This window comes from Luteimonas yanweni (genome assembly GCF_039548475.1).
GTDB lineage: Bacteria > Pseudomonadota > Gammaproteobacteria > Xanthomonadales > Xanthomonadaceae > Luteimonas.
In genome coordinates this window covers 160960-172737 of the sequence record NZ_JBCLVC010000013.1, presented here as the reverse complement: position 1 = coordinate 172737, position 11778 = coordinate 160960, and the positions used below count along the sequence as shown (strand labels likewise).

Sequence of the window (11778 nt, the reverse complement as noted above, 5' to 3'; positions counted from 1 at the left end):
ATTGGTTACAATCGCCGGCCGCCACGGAGCCCCCATGCACGGCCTCAATCCCCAGCAATCCGCGGCCGTCGCACACGTCGAAGGCCCGCTGCTCGTGCTTGCCGGCGCCGGCAGCGGCAAGACCCGGGTGATCGTGGAGAAGATCGCGCACCTGATCGATTCCGGGCGCTATCCCGCAAAGCGCATCGCCGCGATCACCTTCACCAACAAGTCGGCGAAGGAAATGCGCGAGCGCGTGGCGCGGCGCATCCGCGGCGATGCCACCGAAGGCCTGACCATCTGCACCTTCCATGCGCTCGGGCTGCGCATGCTGCAGATCGAGCACGAGCGCGCCGGCCTGCGCCGCGGCTTCTCGATCTTCGATTCCGACGATTCACTGGCCCAGTTCAAGGACCTGATGCCGGGCGCCAAGCCCGATGCAATCCAGGCGATGCAGGGCCTGGTGTCGCGTGCCAAGAACGGCGGGCTCTCGCCGGAACAGGCGCGCGCCCTGGCGCGCTCCACGCCCGAGCACGATGCGGCGATGATCTATGAGCTCTACCAGGCGCGCCTGGCGGCGTTCAACGCGGTGGATTTCGACGACCTGATCCGGCTGCCGGTGCAACTGCTCGAAAACGACGCCGATTGCGCGCTGGGCTGGCGCGAGCGCATCGGCTACCTGCTGGTGGACGAATGCCAGGACACCAACGACGCCCAGTACCGGCTGCTCAAGGTGCTGGCCGGGGACACCGGCAACTTCACCTGCGTGGGCGACGACGACCAGTCGATCTACGCCTGGCGCGGCGCCAATCCGGAAAACCTGTCGCAGATGGCGCGCGACTACGCGGCGCTGAAGGTGATCAAGCTGGAGCAGAACTACCGCTGCTCCAACCGCGTGCTGCGCGCGGCCAACGCGCTGATCGCCAACAACCCGCACGAGCACTTGAAAACGCTGTGGAGCGCGCAGGCCGACGGCGAACGCATCCGGGTCCTGGAGTGCCGCGACGCCGCCCACGAAGCCGAGCGCGTGGCCGCGGAAATCCAGTTCATCCAGGCCGCGCGCCAGGTCGAGTGGAGCGAGTTCTGCATCCTGTTTCGCGGCAAGTTCCAGTCGCGCGCGCTGGAAAAGGCGCTGCAGATGCTGCGCGTGCCCTACCACCTGACCGGCGGCACCGCGTTCCTGGACCGGGGCGAGGTCAAGGACGCGCTGGCCTGGCTGCGCATGCTGGCCAATCCGGACGACGATTCCGCCTTTCTGCGCGCGGTGCAGTCGCCCGGGCGCGGCGTCGGCGCGACCACGCTGGCGAAGCTTGCCGAGCTCTCGCGCAACGCCGGCATGCCGATGTCGTGTGCGATCGAGTCGGTCGGCCTGCTCAAGCAGCTGGCGCCGCGCGCGGCGAGCGCGCTGTCGGGCTTCGCCGACGTGGTCCGCGGCCTGCGCGCCGACGCCGCGCGGCTGACGCCGGCGGAGCTGGTTCGCGCGCTCAACGAACGCTCGGGCCTGCTGGCCGCCCTGCGCGCACAGTGCAAGACCGAGGAGATGTTCCGCATCCGCCGCGGCAACCTCGACGAACTCGCCGACTGGTTCGATGGCGCGCGCGGCGGGGCCGGTCCCGGCGAACTGGCGGCCTCGCTCGCACTGCTCAGCCACGCCGACAAGGGCGACGCCGGCAACCAGGTGCGGCTGATGAGCCTGCACGCGGCCAAGGGCCTCGAGTTCCGCTACGTGTTCATCGTCGGCGTGGACGACGACACCCTGCCGCACGAAGCCAGCGTCGACGAGGGCCGCATCGACGAAGAGCGACGGCTGCTGTACGTCGGCATCACCCGCGCCAAGGAACAGCTGTGGCTGTCGTATGCGCGCGAGGCGCAGCGCTGGGGCGAGCGCCTGCGGCTGGTGCCGAGCCGCTTCCTCGACGAACTGCCGGCCGCCGAGCTGCAGCGCGACGGCGCCGACCCGGTGGTCGACGCGGCGAGGAAGAAGGAGCGCGCCGACGTCGGCTTCGCCGCGATCAGGGCGCTGCTGGAGGGCTGAGTCCGGGCCCGTCGCGCGGCGGGGCGTGTCGGGTAAGCTCCGGGGCCGTCCCGAATCCGGTGTCCACCATGCGTCCCCACCCGCGCCTGAACTTCCAACGCACTGCCGTTCTGCTCACCCTCGCCCTGGCGCTGGGCGCATGCCGGCACGTCCCCACGGCCGTGGAGGTCGGCACGCCACCGGCGGAGTCCGGCTCCCCGGCCGCGGCGGCCACGCCTGCGCCCGACGCCGTGCCGGCCAACGACAACCTCAATGCCGTGCTGTGGATGCAGCGCTCGATGGAATACCGCGCGATCTCGGAGACGGTGTTCCGCGCCGCCACCGGGCGCCTGGACGCGGCGCTAGCGGATCCGTCCTGGGACGCCCTGGTCCCGGCCGAACGCGCCGCGGCGGGTGATGCGGCCGGCCTGCCGCCGGCCGTGATCCTCGACATCGACGAGACCGTGCTCGACAACTCGGCCTACCAGGCCCGCCTGGTGGTCGACGGCACCGAGTTCGCCGACCCCGCCTGGGACGCCTGGGTGGAGGAGCGCCGGGCGATCGCGGTGCCGGGCGCGGTCGCATTCACCCGTGCCGCGGCGGCGAAGGGCATCACCGTCTTCTACATTTCCAACCGCAGCGCCGCGCTGGCCGAGGCCACCCTGGCCAACCTGCGCAGCGAAGGCCTGCCGGTGCAGCGCGAGGACGTGTTCCTCGGCCTGGGGCTGCAGGTGCCCGGCTGCGAGCAGTCCGGCTCCGGCAAGACCTGCCGCCGCCAGTCGGTGGGACGCGGCCACCGGGTACTGATGCAGTTCGGCGACCAGCTCGGTGACTTCGCGCAGGCGGCCGCCAACACGCCCGAGCAGCAGGCCGCCCTGCACGACGGATACCGGGACTGGTTCGGGGACCGCTGGTGGGTGCTGCCCAATCCGACCTACGGCTCGTGGGAACCGGCCGCGTTCGGCAACGATTGGACGCAGTCGCGGCACGAAAGGCGCGCACGGAAGCGCGAAGCGCTGCGTCTCGACAGATAGAAGTTTCAATGACTTAGGATCATACTTCTAAGGTATTGCATCAGAAAGCGGCTGGGAGTAGGCTGTCCGCGCCACAACCTAGTCCTCCGGCCCAGGCCGGCTTCACGGGAGACCCCTCGGGTCTCCCGTTTTTTTTTTGTCACCGTGCTGCGCCCCACCCCGGGCCGAACCTCAAGCCGACCCTCAAGCCGACCCTCGGGTTGACCCGAGGGTGTGTCCAGGCACGCGCGGGTCTAGGCTGAGGCGGGGGCGATCCATCCGCGGCAGCTGTTGCCGTGATCAGCCAGCGTGAGGCGCGCGATGCCCATCCTTCCCGTCAACCCGCTGCACACCGCGTTGGGCAAAGGCCCCGGCTTCCCGCCGGGCGCGCACGGCCTGAGCTGGCTGAACAACCACGCCGCACCCCATGGCGGCCATGGCGGCGGCGGCTTTCCGCTGGGATTCGGCGGCCATCCGGGAGGGGGCGCGGACCGCGCCGGCCCCGGCTGGAATGGCGGCAACGGCCATCCCGGACAGGGTGGCCCCGGCCAGGTCGGCCATGGCCATCCCGGTCAGGGCCTGCCCGGCATCGGAAATCCGGACCGTCCGGGCCAGGGTAGTCCCGGGCATGTCCATCCCGGCCACCCGGGCCAGGGCATCCACGGGCCGTCGCATCCCGGCCAGGGCGTCCACGCTCCCGGTCATCCCGGGCACGGCCTGGTCCGCGAGATCCTGGGCCTGCCGCAACACGCGCCAGGCCAGGCAGGTTCGCAGGCGGCCCAGCTGGCGATGCCGACCCTCCCGCCCGGACACGCCGGAACCGTTGCGCATCATCCCGGGCCCGCCGGACACGGGGGGCATGCGGGTCACGCACAGGCGGCCTCCGCGACGATGCCGGCCGCGGTGCCCGCCGTCGTGCAGATGCCGGCTGGAGCCTCGACCCACGCGGCCGGTGCGATGCAGCCCGCCCAGGCCCACCAGGCCACGCCGCCGGCACCCCCGGGCACGTCGGCGCACACCCGCCCCGAGATGGCCCCGCCCGTCGCGGCACGTGCCGACGTCGCGCCCCCGCGCGCCGACGGGACCATGCTGCAGCGCACCACCTCCGCGCCCGTGACGAGCGCCCAAACCCCGCCACCGGCGGCACCGGCGAGCACCGCAACGACCGCTGCGGCCGCAAGCGCCGCGGCCCTCGCGGCCGGCAATACCCTGGCCACCGCCCCCGCCGCACCGGTCGCCGTGCAGGCACAGGTGGTGGAGGCGCGCAGCGGAAACCCGATGGTGGTGGCCGATCGCGGCCAGGTCATCGCCCGCACCGACATCGCGGGAACCTACACCGGTGAAGGTCCGCACCGTCGGCGCCTGCAGCGCGCGGGGAATGCGCTCCCCGGCGGCCTGGCCACGCTGCTCGCGGCGTTCGGCGCGCAGGGCCACACGACGGCGGGCAACCGCGATCCGGCAGCCGTGGAACGCGAGCTGCGCGATTCCATGATGCAGTGGCTCTTCTGGCTGCTGGCGATCATCGCCTACGGCTGCGTCGCGTTCGCGATCATCGCGCTGATGCCGATGGGCTCGGGTCCAGTGGGCAACGCGGCGCCGCGGACCGCCACCGGCGGCTTCGCACTGCTCGGCCTGCTGTGCGCCGCGGCCGCATGGCTGCTGGCGAGGCGGCTTGCCACGCGCAGCCACGATTGAGCCGCTTGCGGTGCCACCCCGGCGGTCGCCCCACGGCATGACAGCCATTGCCGACGAGACGCGATGCGCCACGTGACCAGCTGCCTGCCGTTTGCCTTGGCCCTCGCCGCCGGCGCGTGCCACGGCGGCGGCGAGCCTGCCTCACCGTTCCCGGCGACGCCCTACGAGGGCCGGGTCGATGTCAAGGTGTCCCCACCCGGCGGCACCGCCTACGACGAGCGGGGCAAGGGCACGGCGCGGTTCAATCCCGACGGGCGCGGAGGCATCCAGCTCAGCGTCATCGGCGCAATCGTCGACCCGCGCGGCGACGCCGGCCTGGAGATCGATGGCAAGGCCACCCGGAATGGCGGCTGGAGCGGCGCCAGGGATGGGATCCGCGTCGACATCGACCGGCACGGCCACATCACTGGAGGCGGCGTGGCCGCTCCGCAGCAATTCACGATCAGCGGCGACGTTTCCCCGTCGTCGTTCGACCTGGTCGTGGTCATCGAACTGCTGGACGCGAACGCGGGTGGCCTGCCGCGCGGCACCCGGCTGCGCTTCACCTACGACCTTGACCAGCCCGGGCAGGCACCGTCCCGCACGGTCGCACCCGCACCGCGTGCAGGCCTCAAGGACTGCAAGAAGGTCGCATATGAAGTACGGCCCGTGGCCGACCCTTCCGGTGGCACCCTCGTGATGCGCAGGATGCCGGTCTGCAGGGACTGAAAGGCAGGGCTTCCTCGACGGAAACCAGGCACACAAAAAAACGCCCTGCCGAAGCAGGGCGTTTCCTTGTTCCGATGGCTTGCGCTTACTGCTTGCGGGCCAGCGAGGCGTTGCCTTCACCGATGGTCTTGATCACGGTGCTCACGGCTTCCATGAACATCTTGAAGACCTGGCTCATGGCCGTCAGCTCGGCGTTGAGTTCGTTGATGTTGTCGGCGTCGGGGCCGGCGGTATCGATTTCCTTGGCCTTTGCGACGATCGCCTCGCCCATGTTGTCGGCGATCTTGCCCAGCACCTGGGCAAGGGCGATGAGCCAGCCGCCGCCGCGGGCGGAAGCGAGCTTGGCCTCGGCCTCGCGCATGGTGGTGGCGTTGGCGACGAAGGAATTGAGGTCGACTGCGGTCATGGGTGTTCTCCGTTGGAATTCTGGGGATGATGCGAATGAAGGGTTGGAGCGGGATCAGGTCCAGCCCTGCTTCGGCGGCCCACGGAGACGCCTCGACCTGGAGTTCACGGTGTCGCCACGGAGTGGCGATGCGATCGTCCGGTCCGGAGCGGGCGAGCCCTGGCCCTGGGCCGCGGCGGGTTCCTGCCCGGCCTTGCTGGCTTCGCGGAACCATTCAAGCGCCTTTTCCTGGCCTTCCGCTTCAACGCGGCGGCTGAACTCCATCGCCAGGCGGGACTCACGCCGCTGCAATGGGGCCAACGCATCGTTGAGGGAGCGGACGAGGTGGTCGGCTTCGTCCTGTTCGACAAGGCCACCCTGCAACAGCATTTCGACCGTGTCGCGCCAGGTCGCCGTGTCGAAGGCCTCCAGCGCCGACGGGGACGACGAGGACTCCTGCAGCGCCTGCTCGAAGACGCGGGCCAGCTCGTCCCGGTCGTCATAGCCCAGGCTGCCTTCCTGCTGCAGCATGTCCTTGAACTGCTCCAGCAGCGCCTGCTGGCCGGCCATGGATTCTGCATCCGCCACGTCGACCCCGGCCTGCCCGCTGTCGGCCTGGCCTTCGCTCCGGGCCAACAGCTCCGCGGGCGTCAGCGCGCGGCGGGACAGCTTTCTAGAGGGCGGTTGGCCATGCATGGTCTTGGTCGGGTCCTGCGTCGGTTCGAAAGAGTCGTTTGCAGCGTGTTGATTGCAGCTTCGCGCGGGGCGTGGGCGTCGACAACTGGGGGCGACCCTAGGCGCCGTTGCCCGGCCTCGCGCGAACCGGTCAGCCGGTCACGACCCTGAGCTGGTCGGTGATGGCACGCGTGGCTTCGCCATGGCGACGCCCGAGTTCGGTGGCCACGCCGCGCAACCACTCGTTGGCGGAGTCCAGTCCGTCGGCCTCGACCCGGCGCTGGTACTCGGGCTTGAGCTGCGCCTTCTCTTCGTTCACGTCGCGCAGCATTTCGTCGAACTGCTGGAGCAGGCGCGCTTCCTCGCTGGTGTCCAGCATGCCCTGGCCGCGCAGGTCGGCCAGGCGTTCAACCAGTTCCTCGCGGGTCTTCGGCGGTGCGCTGTCCATGGACATGCGTCAGCCGTTCCCGAGGCCGAGGTCGAAGCCGTTGCCGTAAGCCGCGTTGAACACGGTATCCAGATTGAAGCCCACCGCGTCACTCATCTCGCTGCCGAGCACGCCGCCGAGCCACGAGCCGAGCTGCTGGCCGATGGCCGCACCGAGCGGACCGCCGAAGTACGTACCGACCAGGCTGCCGACAACCGATCCAATTTGACTGCCCATATCCATGTCCTCGTTAGTAGGGAGTGGCGGCCCGGATGGACCGGGCACGACACACAGTTTCCGCACCCCCGCCGCCCCGCCAAGCTGGTGCGTACCCCACCTAGGGCTGGCCCCGGTCCGGGCACCGGCCACGCCTGCCACATACTCCGGACATGGCCGATGCACCCGACGACGGATTCCTGCGTACCCGGCGCATGGCGCTGCGGGAGCTTCGCCACGGCGACGTCTTCGACCTGCAGCGCCTGGGCCGCGACCCGCGCGTGTCGCGGGCGCTGCTGGACGCACCGGTGGACGACATCGCCTCGGCCTGCGCGCTGGTCGAGACCGCCCTGCGGATCTACCGCGAGAAGCCCGGGCTCGGCCTGTGGCGCGCGGACGATGTGGACGGCTTCGTCGGGTTTTTCTCGCTGATGGCCGAGTTTTCCGATGACGAGGTCGAGATCGGTGCCCGGCTGATGCCGCGCACCTGGGGGCGCGGGCACGTGCTGGAAGGGACCGCCGCCCTGTGCGGGCATGCCTTCGCCACGCTCGGGCTGCCGGCACTCGTCGGGCTGTACGACCCCGCCAACCGTTCGGTTCCGCCGGTGCTCGCGCGCTTGGGATTCCAGCCCGATGGCAGCACCCGGCAGTTCGGCAGGACGGCGCTGCGGATGCGGCTGCCTCGCGAGGAATGGCGGGGCCTGCGGCCACGGCGGCCAGGCGCTCCGGTGCCGCCGGCGTAAGCACCGGGCGGTGTCGTGGCGGCGGTGGACACGCCGCCCTCAGCCGTGCATGTGCGGCTCCACCCGCAGGCTGCCGAGCTGGCGCTCGGCGAAGCGCTTCATCAGTTCGGGCGCCGCGTCCTGGATCGCGTCGTAGCTGCCGCGCGACTGCACGTCGGCGCGGAGGACCCAGCCGTCGCCCTCGCGGCTCAGCAGCAGGTCGGTGCCGGGAAGCGTCGCGTCGGACATGCGCAGCAGCACCTGGCCATCGCCGCGGGCCTCGCCGGCGCCGCCGCCCACGGCAAGCTGGCGGACGTGGCGTTCGATCAGTTCAAGCACGGCGTTGCTCGCGCCCACGGGCGCCGGCATCGCGGCCGGGGCATCGCCGCGGAGCGCGTGCTGGGCCTGCCACAGCAGCGCCGGGTCGAGCTGCTTCATCTCGGATTCGGCGCCGCCGCCCTCGTGCCCTCCGCCCTCGCCGCCGCGGCCGCGTTCGCCTGCGCGCTGCACGGCGTCCGCGGAGGCCGCCTGCTGCGGCTGCGTTCCCTCCGCGTCGCCGGCACCGTCCATCCGGGCTTCGCCCATGCGCTGCGGCTGTTGCTGCACGCCCTGGCGGGCCTGGTCCAGCGCATCACGGAAGCGGTCGCTCTGCATGCGATCGGCTGGCGGCCGCTCGCGCGCCTCGGACGTGCCTTCGCGCGCTCGCGCGGCTTCCGCGGCGGAACTCTGGCTGCTGCGTTCGATCGACATCATGGTTCTCCTTTCACTCAGGTGCCGGCGAGGTGGCGCGCCTGCAACAGGTCCTCGGATGCGCTCTCTTCCTGGCGCGCCTCGAGCACGGACTGTTCGCCCCGCCAGACGTCGCGGCGCTTCTGCAGCGCGTCCAGCCGCGCCTGGGCGCGGAAGAACGCGGTCCGCGCCTCCGCCACCGCGGCCTCGGCCGCGCGCAGTGTGTCCCGGGCCTTGAGCAGGCGCTGGCGCGCGGCTTCCGCCTGTTCGCCCAAGAGGTCGATGTGCGCCTCGCGCTGTGCGAGGGCGTTGGGCCAGGGCACGCCCGGCGGTGGCGGATCGAGCATGCGCGCGCGCTGCTGCTTCTGCTCGGCGTGGAGCGCGCTGATCTCGCCCTCGATCGCCTGGCAGGCGTCGCGGCAGGCCTGCGCCTCGCGCTGTCGCTCGAGCACCCGCTGGCGTGCTGCCTCGGTGCGGTGCTCGCGCAGCCTGACCAGGGTCTGCAGCGGATAGCGCTTCACGGGAACAGCGCCCGGATCGCCGAAGCCGACTGCTCGAACGACACCAGCTCGTGCGAGGACTGCTGCAACAGCTTGCGGATCGCGCCGATCTTCTCGATCGCGGCATCGGCGTCGGGGTCGGTGCCGCGCTTGTATTCGCCGAGCTGGATCAGCAACTCGATGTCCTGGTACTTGGCGAGCAGCTTTCTCAGCTGGCCGGCGGCGCGCAGGTGGGCCTGGTCGACCACGCGCGGCATGGTGCGGCTGAGGCTCACCAGCACGTCGATGGCGGGATAGTGGTAGGCAGCGGCGAGTTTTCGCGACAGCACGATGTGGCCGTCGAGGATCGATCGCACCTCCTCGACGATGGGGTCGCCGCCGTCCTCGTCTTCCGCCAGCACGGTGTAGAACGCGGTGATCGACCCCTTGTCATTGTTGCCGGCGCGCTCGAACAGGCGCGGCAGGGCGCTGAACACCGAAGGCGGGAAGCCGCGGCGCGCCGGCGGCTCGCCGACCGCCAGGCCGACGTCGCGCAGCGCGCGCGCGAAGCGGGTGACCGAGTCGACCAGCAGCAGCACGCTCCTGCCCTGGTCGCGGAAATGCTCGGCGATGGCGGTGCCGACCCAGGCCGCGCGGCTGCGCTCCAGCGCTGGCCGGTCCGAGGTCGCGACCACGATCACCGACTTCGCAAGGCCTTCCGGACCCAGGTTGTCGTGGATGAACTCGTTGACCTCGCGGCCGCGCTCGCCCACCAGCACGATGACATTGACGTCCGCGTCGCCGCCGCGCGCGAGCATGCCGAGCAGCGTGCTCTTGCCGCCGCCGGCCACGGCGAAGATGCCGATGCGCTGGCCTTCGCCGGCGGTCATCGTGGTGTCGATGGCGCGGACGCCGGTGGAGAAGGGGCGTTCGATCAGGCTGCGCGCCAGCGGGTTGGGGGAGGCGGCGTAGATCGGCGCATCCACGGTGTGCCCGACCGGGCCGAGGTCGTCGATCGGCTCGCCGTGGGCATCCAGGATGCGCCCGAGCAGCCCCGGGCCTACGCGCACCGCCGCCTGGCGGCCGCTGGCATAGACCTCGGTGGTCGCGGAGACGCCGTCGAGCGCGCCCAGCGGCGTCAGCAGCGTCAGCTGCTTCGACACGCCCACCACTTCGGCGGCCAGGCGGAAGGACGCATCGCCCTCGCCGCGCGGATTGCGCAGCTCGCACAGTTCGCCGATCGAGGCCTTGAGGCCGGTGGCGCGGATCAGGGTGCCGTAGGCCTCGGCGACGCGGCCCACGCGCTCGATCGACTGCACGCGAGCCAGGGCGTGCAGCAGCGGATCGGACGTCCCGGGCATGCCGGTGGGCTGCGCCGGCGCGGTGGCGCTCACGCGTCGGGGCCCGTCTGCGCCGCGCTGCCGGCCAGCGCCGTACGGATGGCTTCGATCTGCTGGGCGACGCCGGCCCGGACCTCGCCCGCTTCGGACACGACCACGCAGCTGGTGGGCTCGAGGCTGGGGTCGTCCACCAGTTCGATGACGCCGACCGCGGGATGCGCCTGGCGCACGGCGCCCAGGCCCGCGGCCACGTCCTGGCGCACGCTGGGATGCACGCGGATGAGCAGGAACTGTTCGGCTTGCGCCGCCTCGACCGCCTGCATCACCAGCGGCGGTACCACGGTCCGCGCATCGAAGCCCGGCGCGATGCGGTCGACGATCGCGCAGGCGAGTTCGGTAATGCGGCCGGACGCCTCGCCAAGGACGCGGGCGCGGCGCTCGTTCAGCGATGCGAGCTGTTCGGTCATCTGCAGCTTAGCGGCGGCCAGGCCTTCGGCGAAGCCTTCGGCGTGGCCCTGTTCGCGCGCCCGCGCGATGTCCCCGACGGCCTCTTCATACAGGCCGTTGACGCGCCCGAGCAGGGCATCCAGTTCGGCCAGCTGCGCCCAGGCCATCGCGGGCACCACGCTGGCCCCGAGCGATCGCGTGAATGCGCGCTGCTCGAACACGGCCACGCCCCCGCTTGCGGGCGCGGAGCCGGCGGCTCGCGTGCGCGAAGAGGGGGCTGGGGGACTGGTTTCGACGTTCATGGGGCTCCGGCGCGCGCTCAGGCGGCGCGCGCTTCGTGATGGGTGTAGACGCGAAGTACCGGCTTCTCGGGCAGGTGGGTCGGCAGTTCATCGTCGGGCGGATGCAGCAGGCGACACCAGTCGGCCAGCGCCGGGTCGCGCCGGCGCGCCCAGGCGCGGAGTTCGGCGCGCCCCTGGCGATCGAAGATCGCGAACAGCGGCGCCGGATCGTCGCCGGCCATGGCCCCGGCCAGTGCCTGGTCGAAACCGGCCACCAGCGTCCGCTGCCGCTCCGGCTCCAGCGCGCCGTCCCAGACGCTGCGGTCCAGGGCAAGCATGTAGCTGTTGCCCAGCGCGGCACGCAGCCGGCGCACCGGTTCGCGGCGGACCTCGGCGCGGATCGGCGGGGCATGGGCGAGGATCCCGACGTCGCGACACAATGCGTCCAGTCGCGGGCGCGTCCAGCGACGCCGGACGGCGGCGGGATCGCGCACCGGATCGGGTCCCAGCAGCGAGGCCGCCGGTCCGTCGGCAAGCCAGGCGCCAAGCATGCGCCGGCCGAGTGCGGTGTCCCGCGCCCGCGCCGCCAGCGCCGCGTCAAGCGGGGCGCCGGCGTGCTCAAACCACGCGGGATCGACTTCGGCCAGCAACGCCCTGAGCGACATGCC

The 11778-nt window shown here is 71.5% G+C and carries 15 protein-coding genes; 5 read left to right on the top strand and 10 right to left on the bottom strand.

What is annotated here, in order from left to right:
* Positions 1-34 precede the first annotated feature (34 nt).
* Together WCE39_RS09205 and WCE39_RS09200 are read left to right on the top strand one after the other, a co-directional pair.
* Positions 35-2014: a UvrD-helicase domain-containing protein gene (locus WCE39_RS09205; RefSeq protein WP_343276388.1), complete on the top strand. Its 1980-nt coding sequence runs from the start codon at positions 35-37 to the stop codon at positions 2012-2014.
* Between the two features lie 68 nt (positions 2015-2082).
* Positions 2083-3027: a 5'-nucleotidase, lipoprotein e(P4) family gene (locus WCE39_RS09200; RefSeq protein ID WP_343276387.1), complete on the top strand. Its 945-nt coding sequence runs from the start codon at positions 2083-2085 to the stop codon at positions 3025-3027.
* Between the two features lie 279 nt (positions 3028-3306).
* On the opposite strand, the gene WCE39_RS09195 is transcribed toward WCE39_RS09200, so the two are convergent.
* Positions 3307-3876, bottom strand: a complete 570-nt coding sequence (locus WCE39_RS09195) for a hypothetical protein (protein WP_343276386.1) — start codon at positions 3874-3876, stop codon at positions 3307-3309.
* A 33-nt stretch (positions 3877-3909) separates the two neighbouring features.
* Between WCE39_RS09195 and WCE39_RS09190 the strand changes: the two genes are divergently transcribed.
* Together WCE39_RS09190 and WCE39_RS09185 are read left to right on the top strand one after the other, a co-directional pair.
* Positions 3910-4701, top strand: a complete 792-nt coding sequence (locus WCE39_RS09190) for a hypothetical protein (protein WP_343276385.1) — start codon at positions 3910-3912, stop codon at positions 4699-4701.
* Between the two features lie 63 nt (positions 4702-4764).
* On the top strand, positions 4765-5409 hold the full coding sequence (locus WCE39_RS09185) for a hypothetical protein (RefSeq protein ID WP_343276384.1): 645 nt from the start codon (positions 4765-4767) through the stop codon (positions 5407-5409).
* 85 nt (positions 5410-5494) lie between these two features.
* On the opposite strand, the gene WCE39_RS09180 is transcribed toward WCE39_RS09185, so the two are convergent.
* The 4 genes from WCE39_RS09180 to WCE39_RS09165 form a co-directional block, all read right to left on the bottom strand.
* Positions 5495-5815 carry a hypothetical protein gene (locus WCE39_RS09180; RefSeq protein ID WP_343276383.1) on the bottom strand — a complete coding sequence of 107 codons (321 nt, stop codon included), beginning with the start codon at positions 5813-5815 and terminating at the stop codon, positions 5495-5497.
* Between the two features lie 54 nt (positions 5816-5869).
* On the bottom strand, positions 5870-6490 hold the full coding sequence (locus tag WCE39_RS09175; RefSeq protein ID WP_343276382.1) for a hypothetical protein: 621 nt from the start codon (positions 6488-6490) through the stop codon (positions 5870-5872).
* 130 nt (positions 6491-6620) lie between these two features.
* Positions 6621-6923, bottom strand: coding sequence for a hypothetical protein (locus WCE39_RS09170; protein WP_343276381.1), 303 nt, complete (start codon positions 6921-6923; stop codon positions 6621-6623).
* 3 nt (positions 6924-6926) lie between these two features.
* Positions 6927-7133, bottom strand: a complete 207-nt coding sequence (locus WCE39_RS09165; RefSeq protein ID WP_343276380.1) for a glycine zipper domain-containing protein — start codon at positions 7131-7133, stop codon at positions 6927-6929.
* A gap of 152 nt (positions 7134-7285) precedes the next feature.
* On the opposite strand from WCE39_RS09165, the gene WCE39_RS09160 reads away from it, so the two are divergent.
* The gene (locus tag WCE39_RS09160) at positions 7286-7855 is read left to right on the top strand and encodes a GNAT family N-acetyltransferase (protein ID WP_343276379.1); all 570 of its coding nucleotides are present in this window, start codon (positions 7286-7288) and stop codon (positions 7853-7855) included.
* A gap of 39 nt (positions 7856-7894) precedes the next feature.
* On the opposite strand, the gene WCE39_RS09155 is transcribed toward WCE39_RS09160, so the two are convergent.
* From WCE39_RS09155 to WCE39_RS09135, 5 genes are read right to left on the bottom strand one after another with little or no spacing between them, the layout of a single operon-like run.
* Entirely contained in the window at positions 7895-8584 is a 690-nt protein-coding gene (locus WCE39_RS09155) for a hypothetical protein (protein WP_343276378.1), read from the bottom strand.
* Between the two features lie 17 nt (positions 8585-8601).
* Positions 8602-9084, bottom strand: coding sequence for a hypothetical protein (locus WCE39_RS09150; protein ID WP_343276377.1), 483 nt, complete (start codon positions 9082-9084; stop codon positions 8602-8604).
* Positions 9081-10403: a FliI/YscN family ATPase gene (locus tag WCE39_RS09145; RefSeq protein WP_452299577.1), complete on the bottom strand. Its 1323-nt coding sequence runs from the start codon at positions 10401-10403 to the stop codon at positions 9081-9083. Before WCE39_RS09145 ends, WCE39_RS09150 begins: the two co-directional genes overlap by 4 nt.
* Before the next feature lie 29 nt (positions 10404-10432).
* Positions 10433-11131: a FliH/SctL family protein gene (locus WCE39_RS09140; RefSeq protein ID WP_343276375.1), complete on the bottom strand. Its 699-nt coding sequence runs from the start codon at positions 11129-11131 to the stop codon at positions 10433-10435.
* A 17-nt stretch (positions 11132-11148) separates the two neighbouring features.
* Complete coding sequence (locus WCE39_RS09135) at positions 11149-11775, bottom strand: hypothetical protein (protein ID WP_343276374.1); 627 nt, start codon at positions 11773-11775, stop codon at positions 11149-11151.
* Between the last annotated feature and the right edge of the window lie 3 nt (positions 11776-11778).

What these genes read in the sequence shown, in the direction of transcription:
- WCE39_RS09205 (WP_343276388.1), top strand. Translation starts at nt 35, where the DNA reads ATGCACGGCCTCAATCCCCAGCAATCCGCGGCCGTCGCACACGTCGAA.
- WCE39_RS09200 (WP_343276387.1), top strand. Translation starts at nt 2,083, where the DNA reads ATGCGTCCCCACCCGCGCCTGAACTTCCAACGCACTGCCGTTCTGCTC.
- WCE39_RS09185 (WP_343276384.1), top strand. Translation starts at nt 4,765, where the DNA reads ATGCGCCACGTGACCAGCTGCCTGCCGTTTGCCTTGGCCCTCGCCGCC.
- WCE39_RS09180 (WP_343276383.1), bottom strand. Translation starts at nt 5,815, where the DNA reads ATGACCGCAGTCGACCTCAATTCCTTCGTCGCCAACGCCACCACCATG.
- WCE39_RS09175 (WP_343276382.1), bottom strand. Translation starts at nt 6,490, where the DNA reads ATGCATGGCCAACCGCCCTCTAGAAAGCTGTCCCGCCGCGCGCTGACG.
- WCE39_RS09170 (WP_343276381.1), bottom strand. Translation starts at nt 6,923, where the DNA reads ATGTCCATGGACAGCGCACCGCCGAAGACCCGCGAGGAACTGGTTGAA.
- WCE39_RS09165 (WP_343276380.1), bottom strand. Translation starts at nt 7,133, where the DNA reads ATGGGCAGTCAAATTGGATCGGTTGTCGGCAGCCTGGTCGGTACGTAC.
- WCE39_RS09160 (WP_343276379.1), top strand. Translation starts at nt 7,286, where the DNA reads ATGGCCGATGCACCCGACGACGGATTCCTGCGTACCCGGCGCATGGCG.
- WCE39_RS09155 (WP_343276378.1), bottom strand. Translation starts at nt 8,584, where the DNA reads ATGTCGATCGAACGCAGCAGCCAGAGTTCCGCCGCGGAAGCCGCGCGA.
- WCE39_RS09145 (WP_452299577.1), bottom strand. Translation starts at nt 10,403, where the DNA reads ATGCCCGGGACGTCCGATCCGCTGCTGCACGCCCTGGCTCGCGTGCAG.
- WCE39_RS09140 (WP_343276375.1), bottom strand. Translation starts at nt 11,131, where the DNA reads ATGAACGTCGAAACCAGTCCCCCAGCCCCCTCTTCGCGCACGCGAGCC.
- WCE39_RS09135 (WP_343276374.1), bottom strand. Translation starts at nt 11,775, where the DNA reads ATGTCGCTCAGGGCGTTGCTGGCCGAAGTCGATCCCGCGTGGTTTGAG.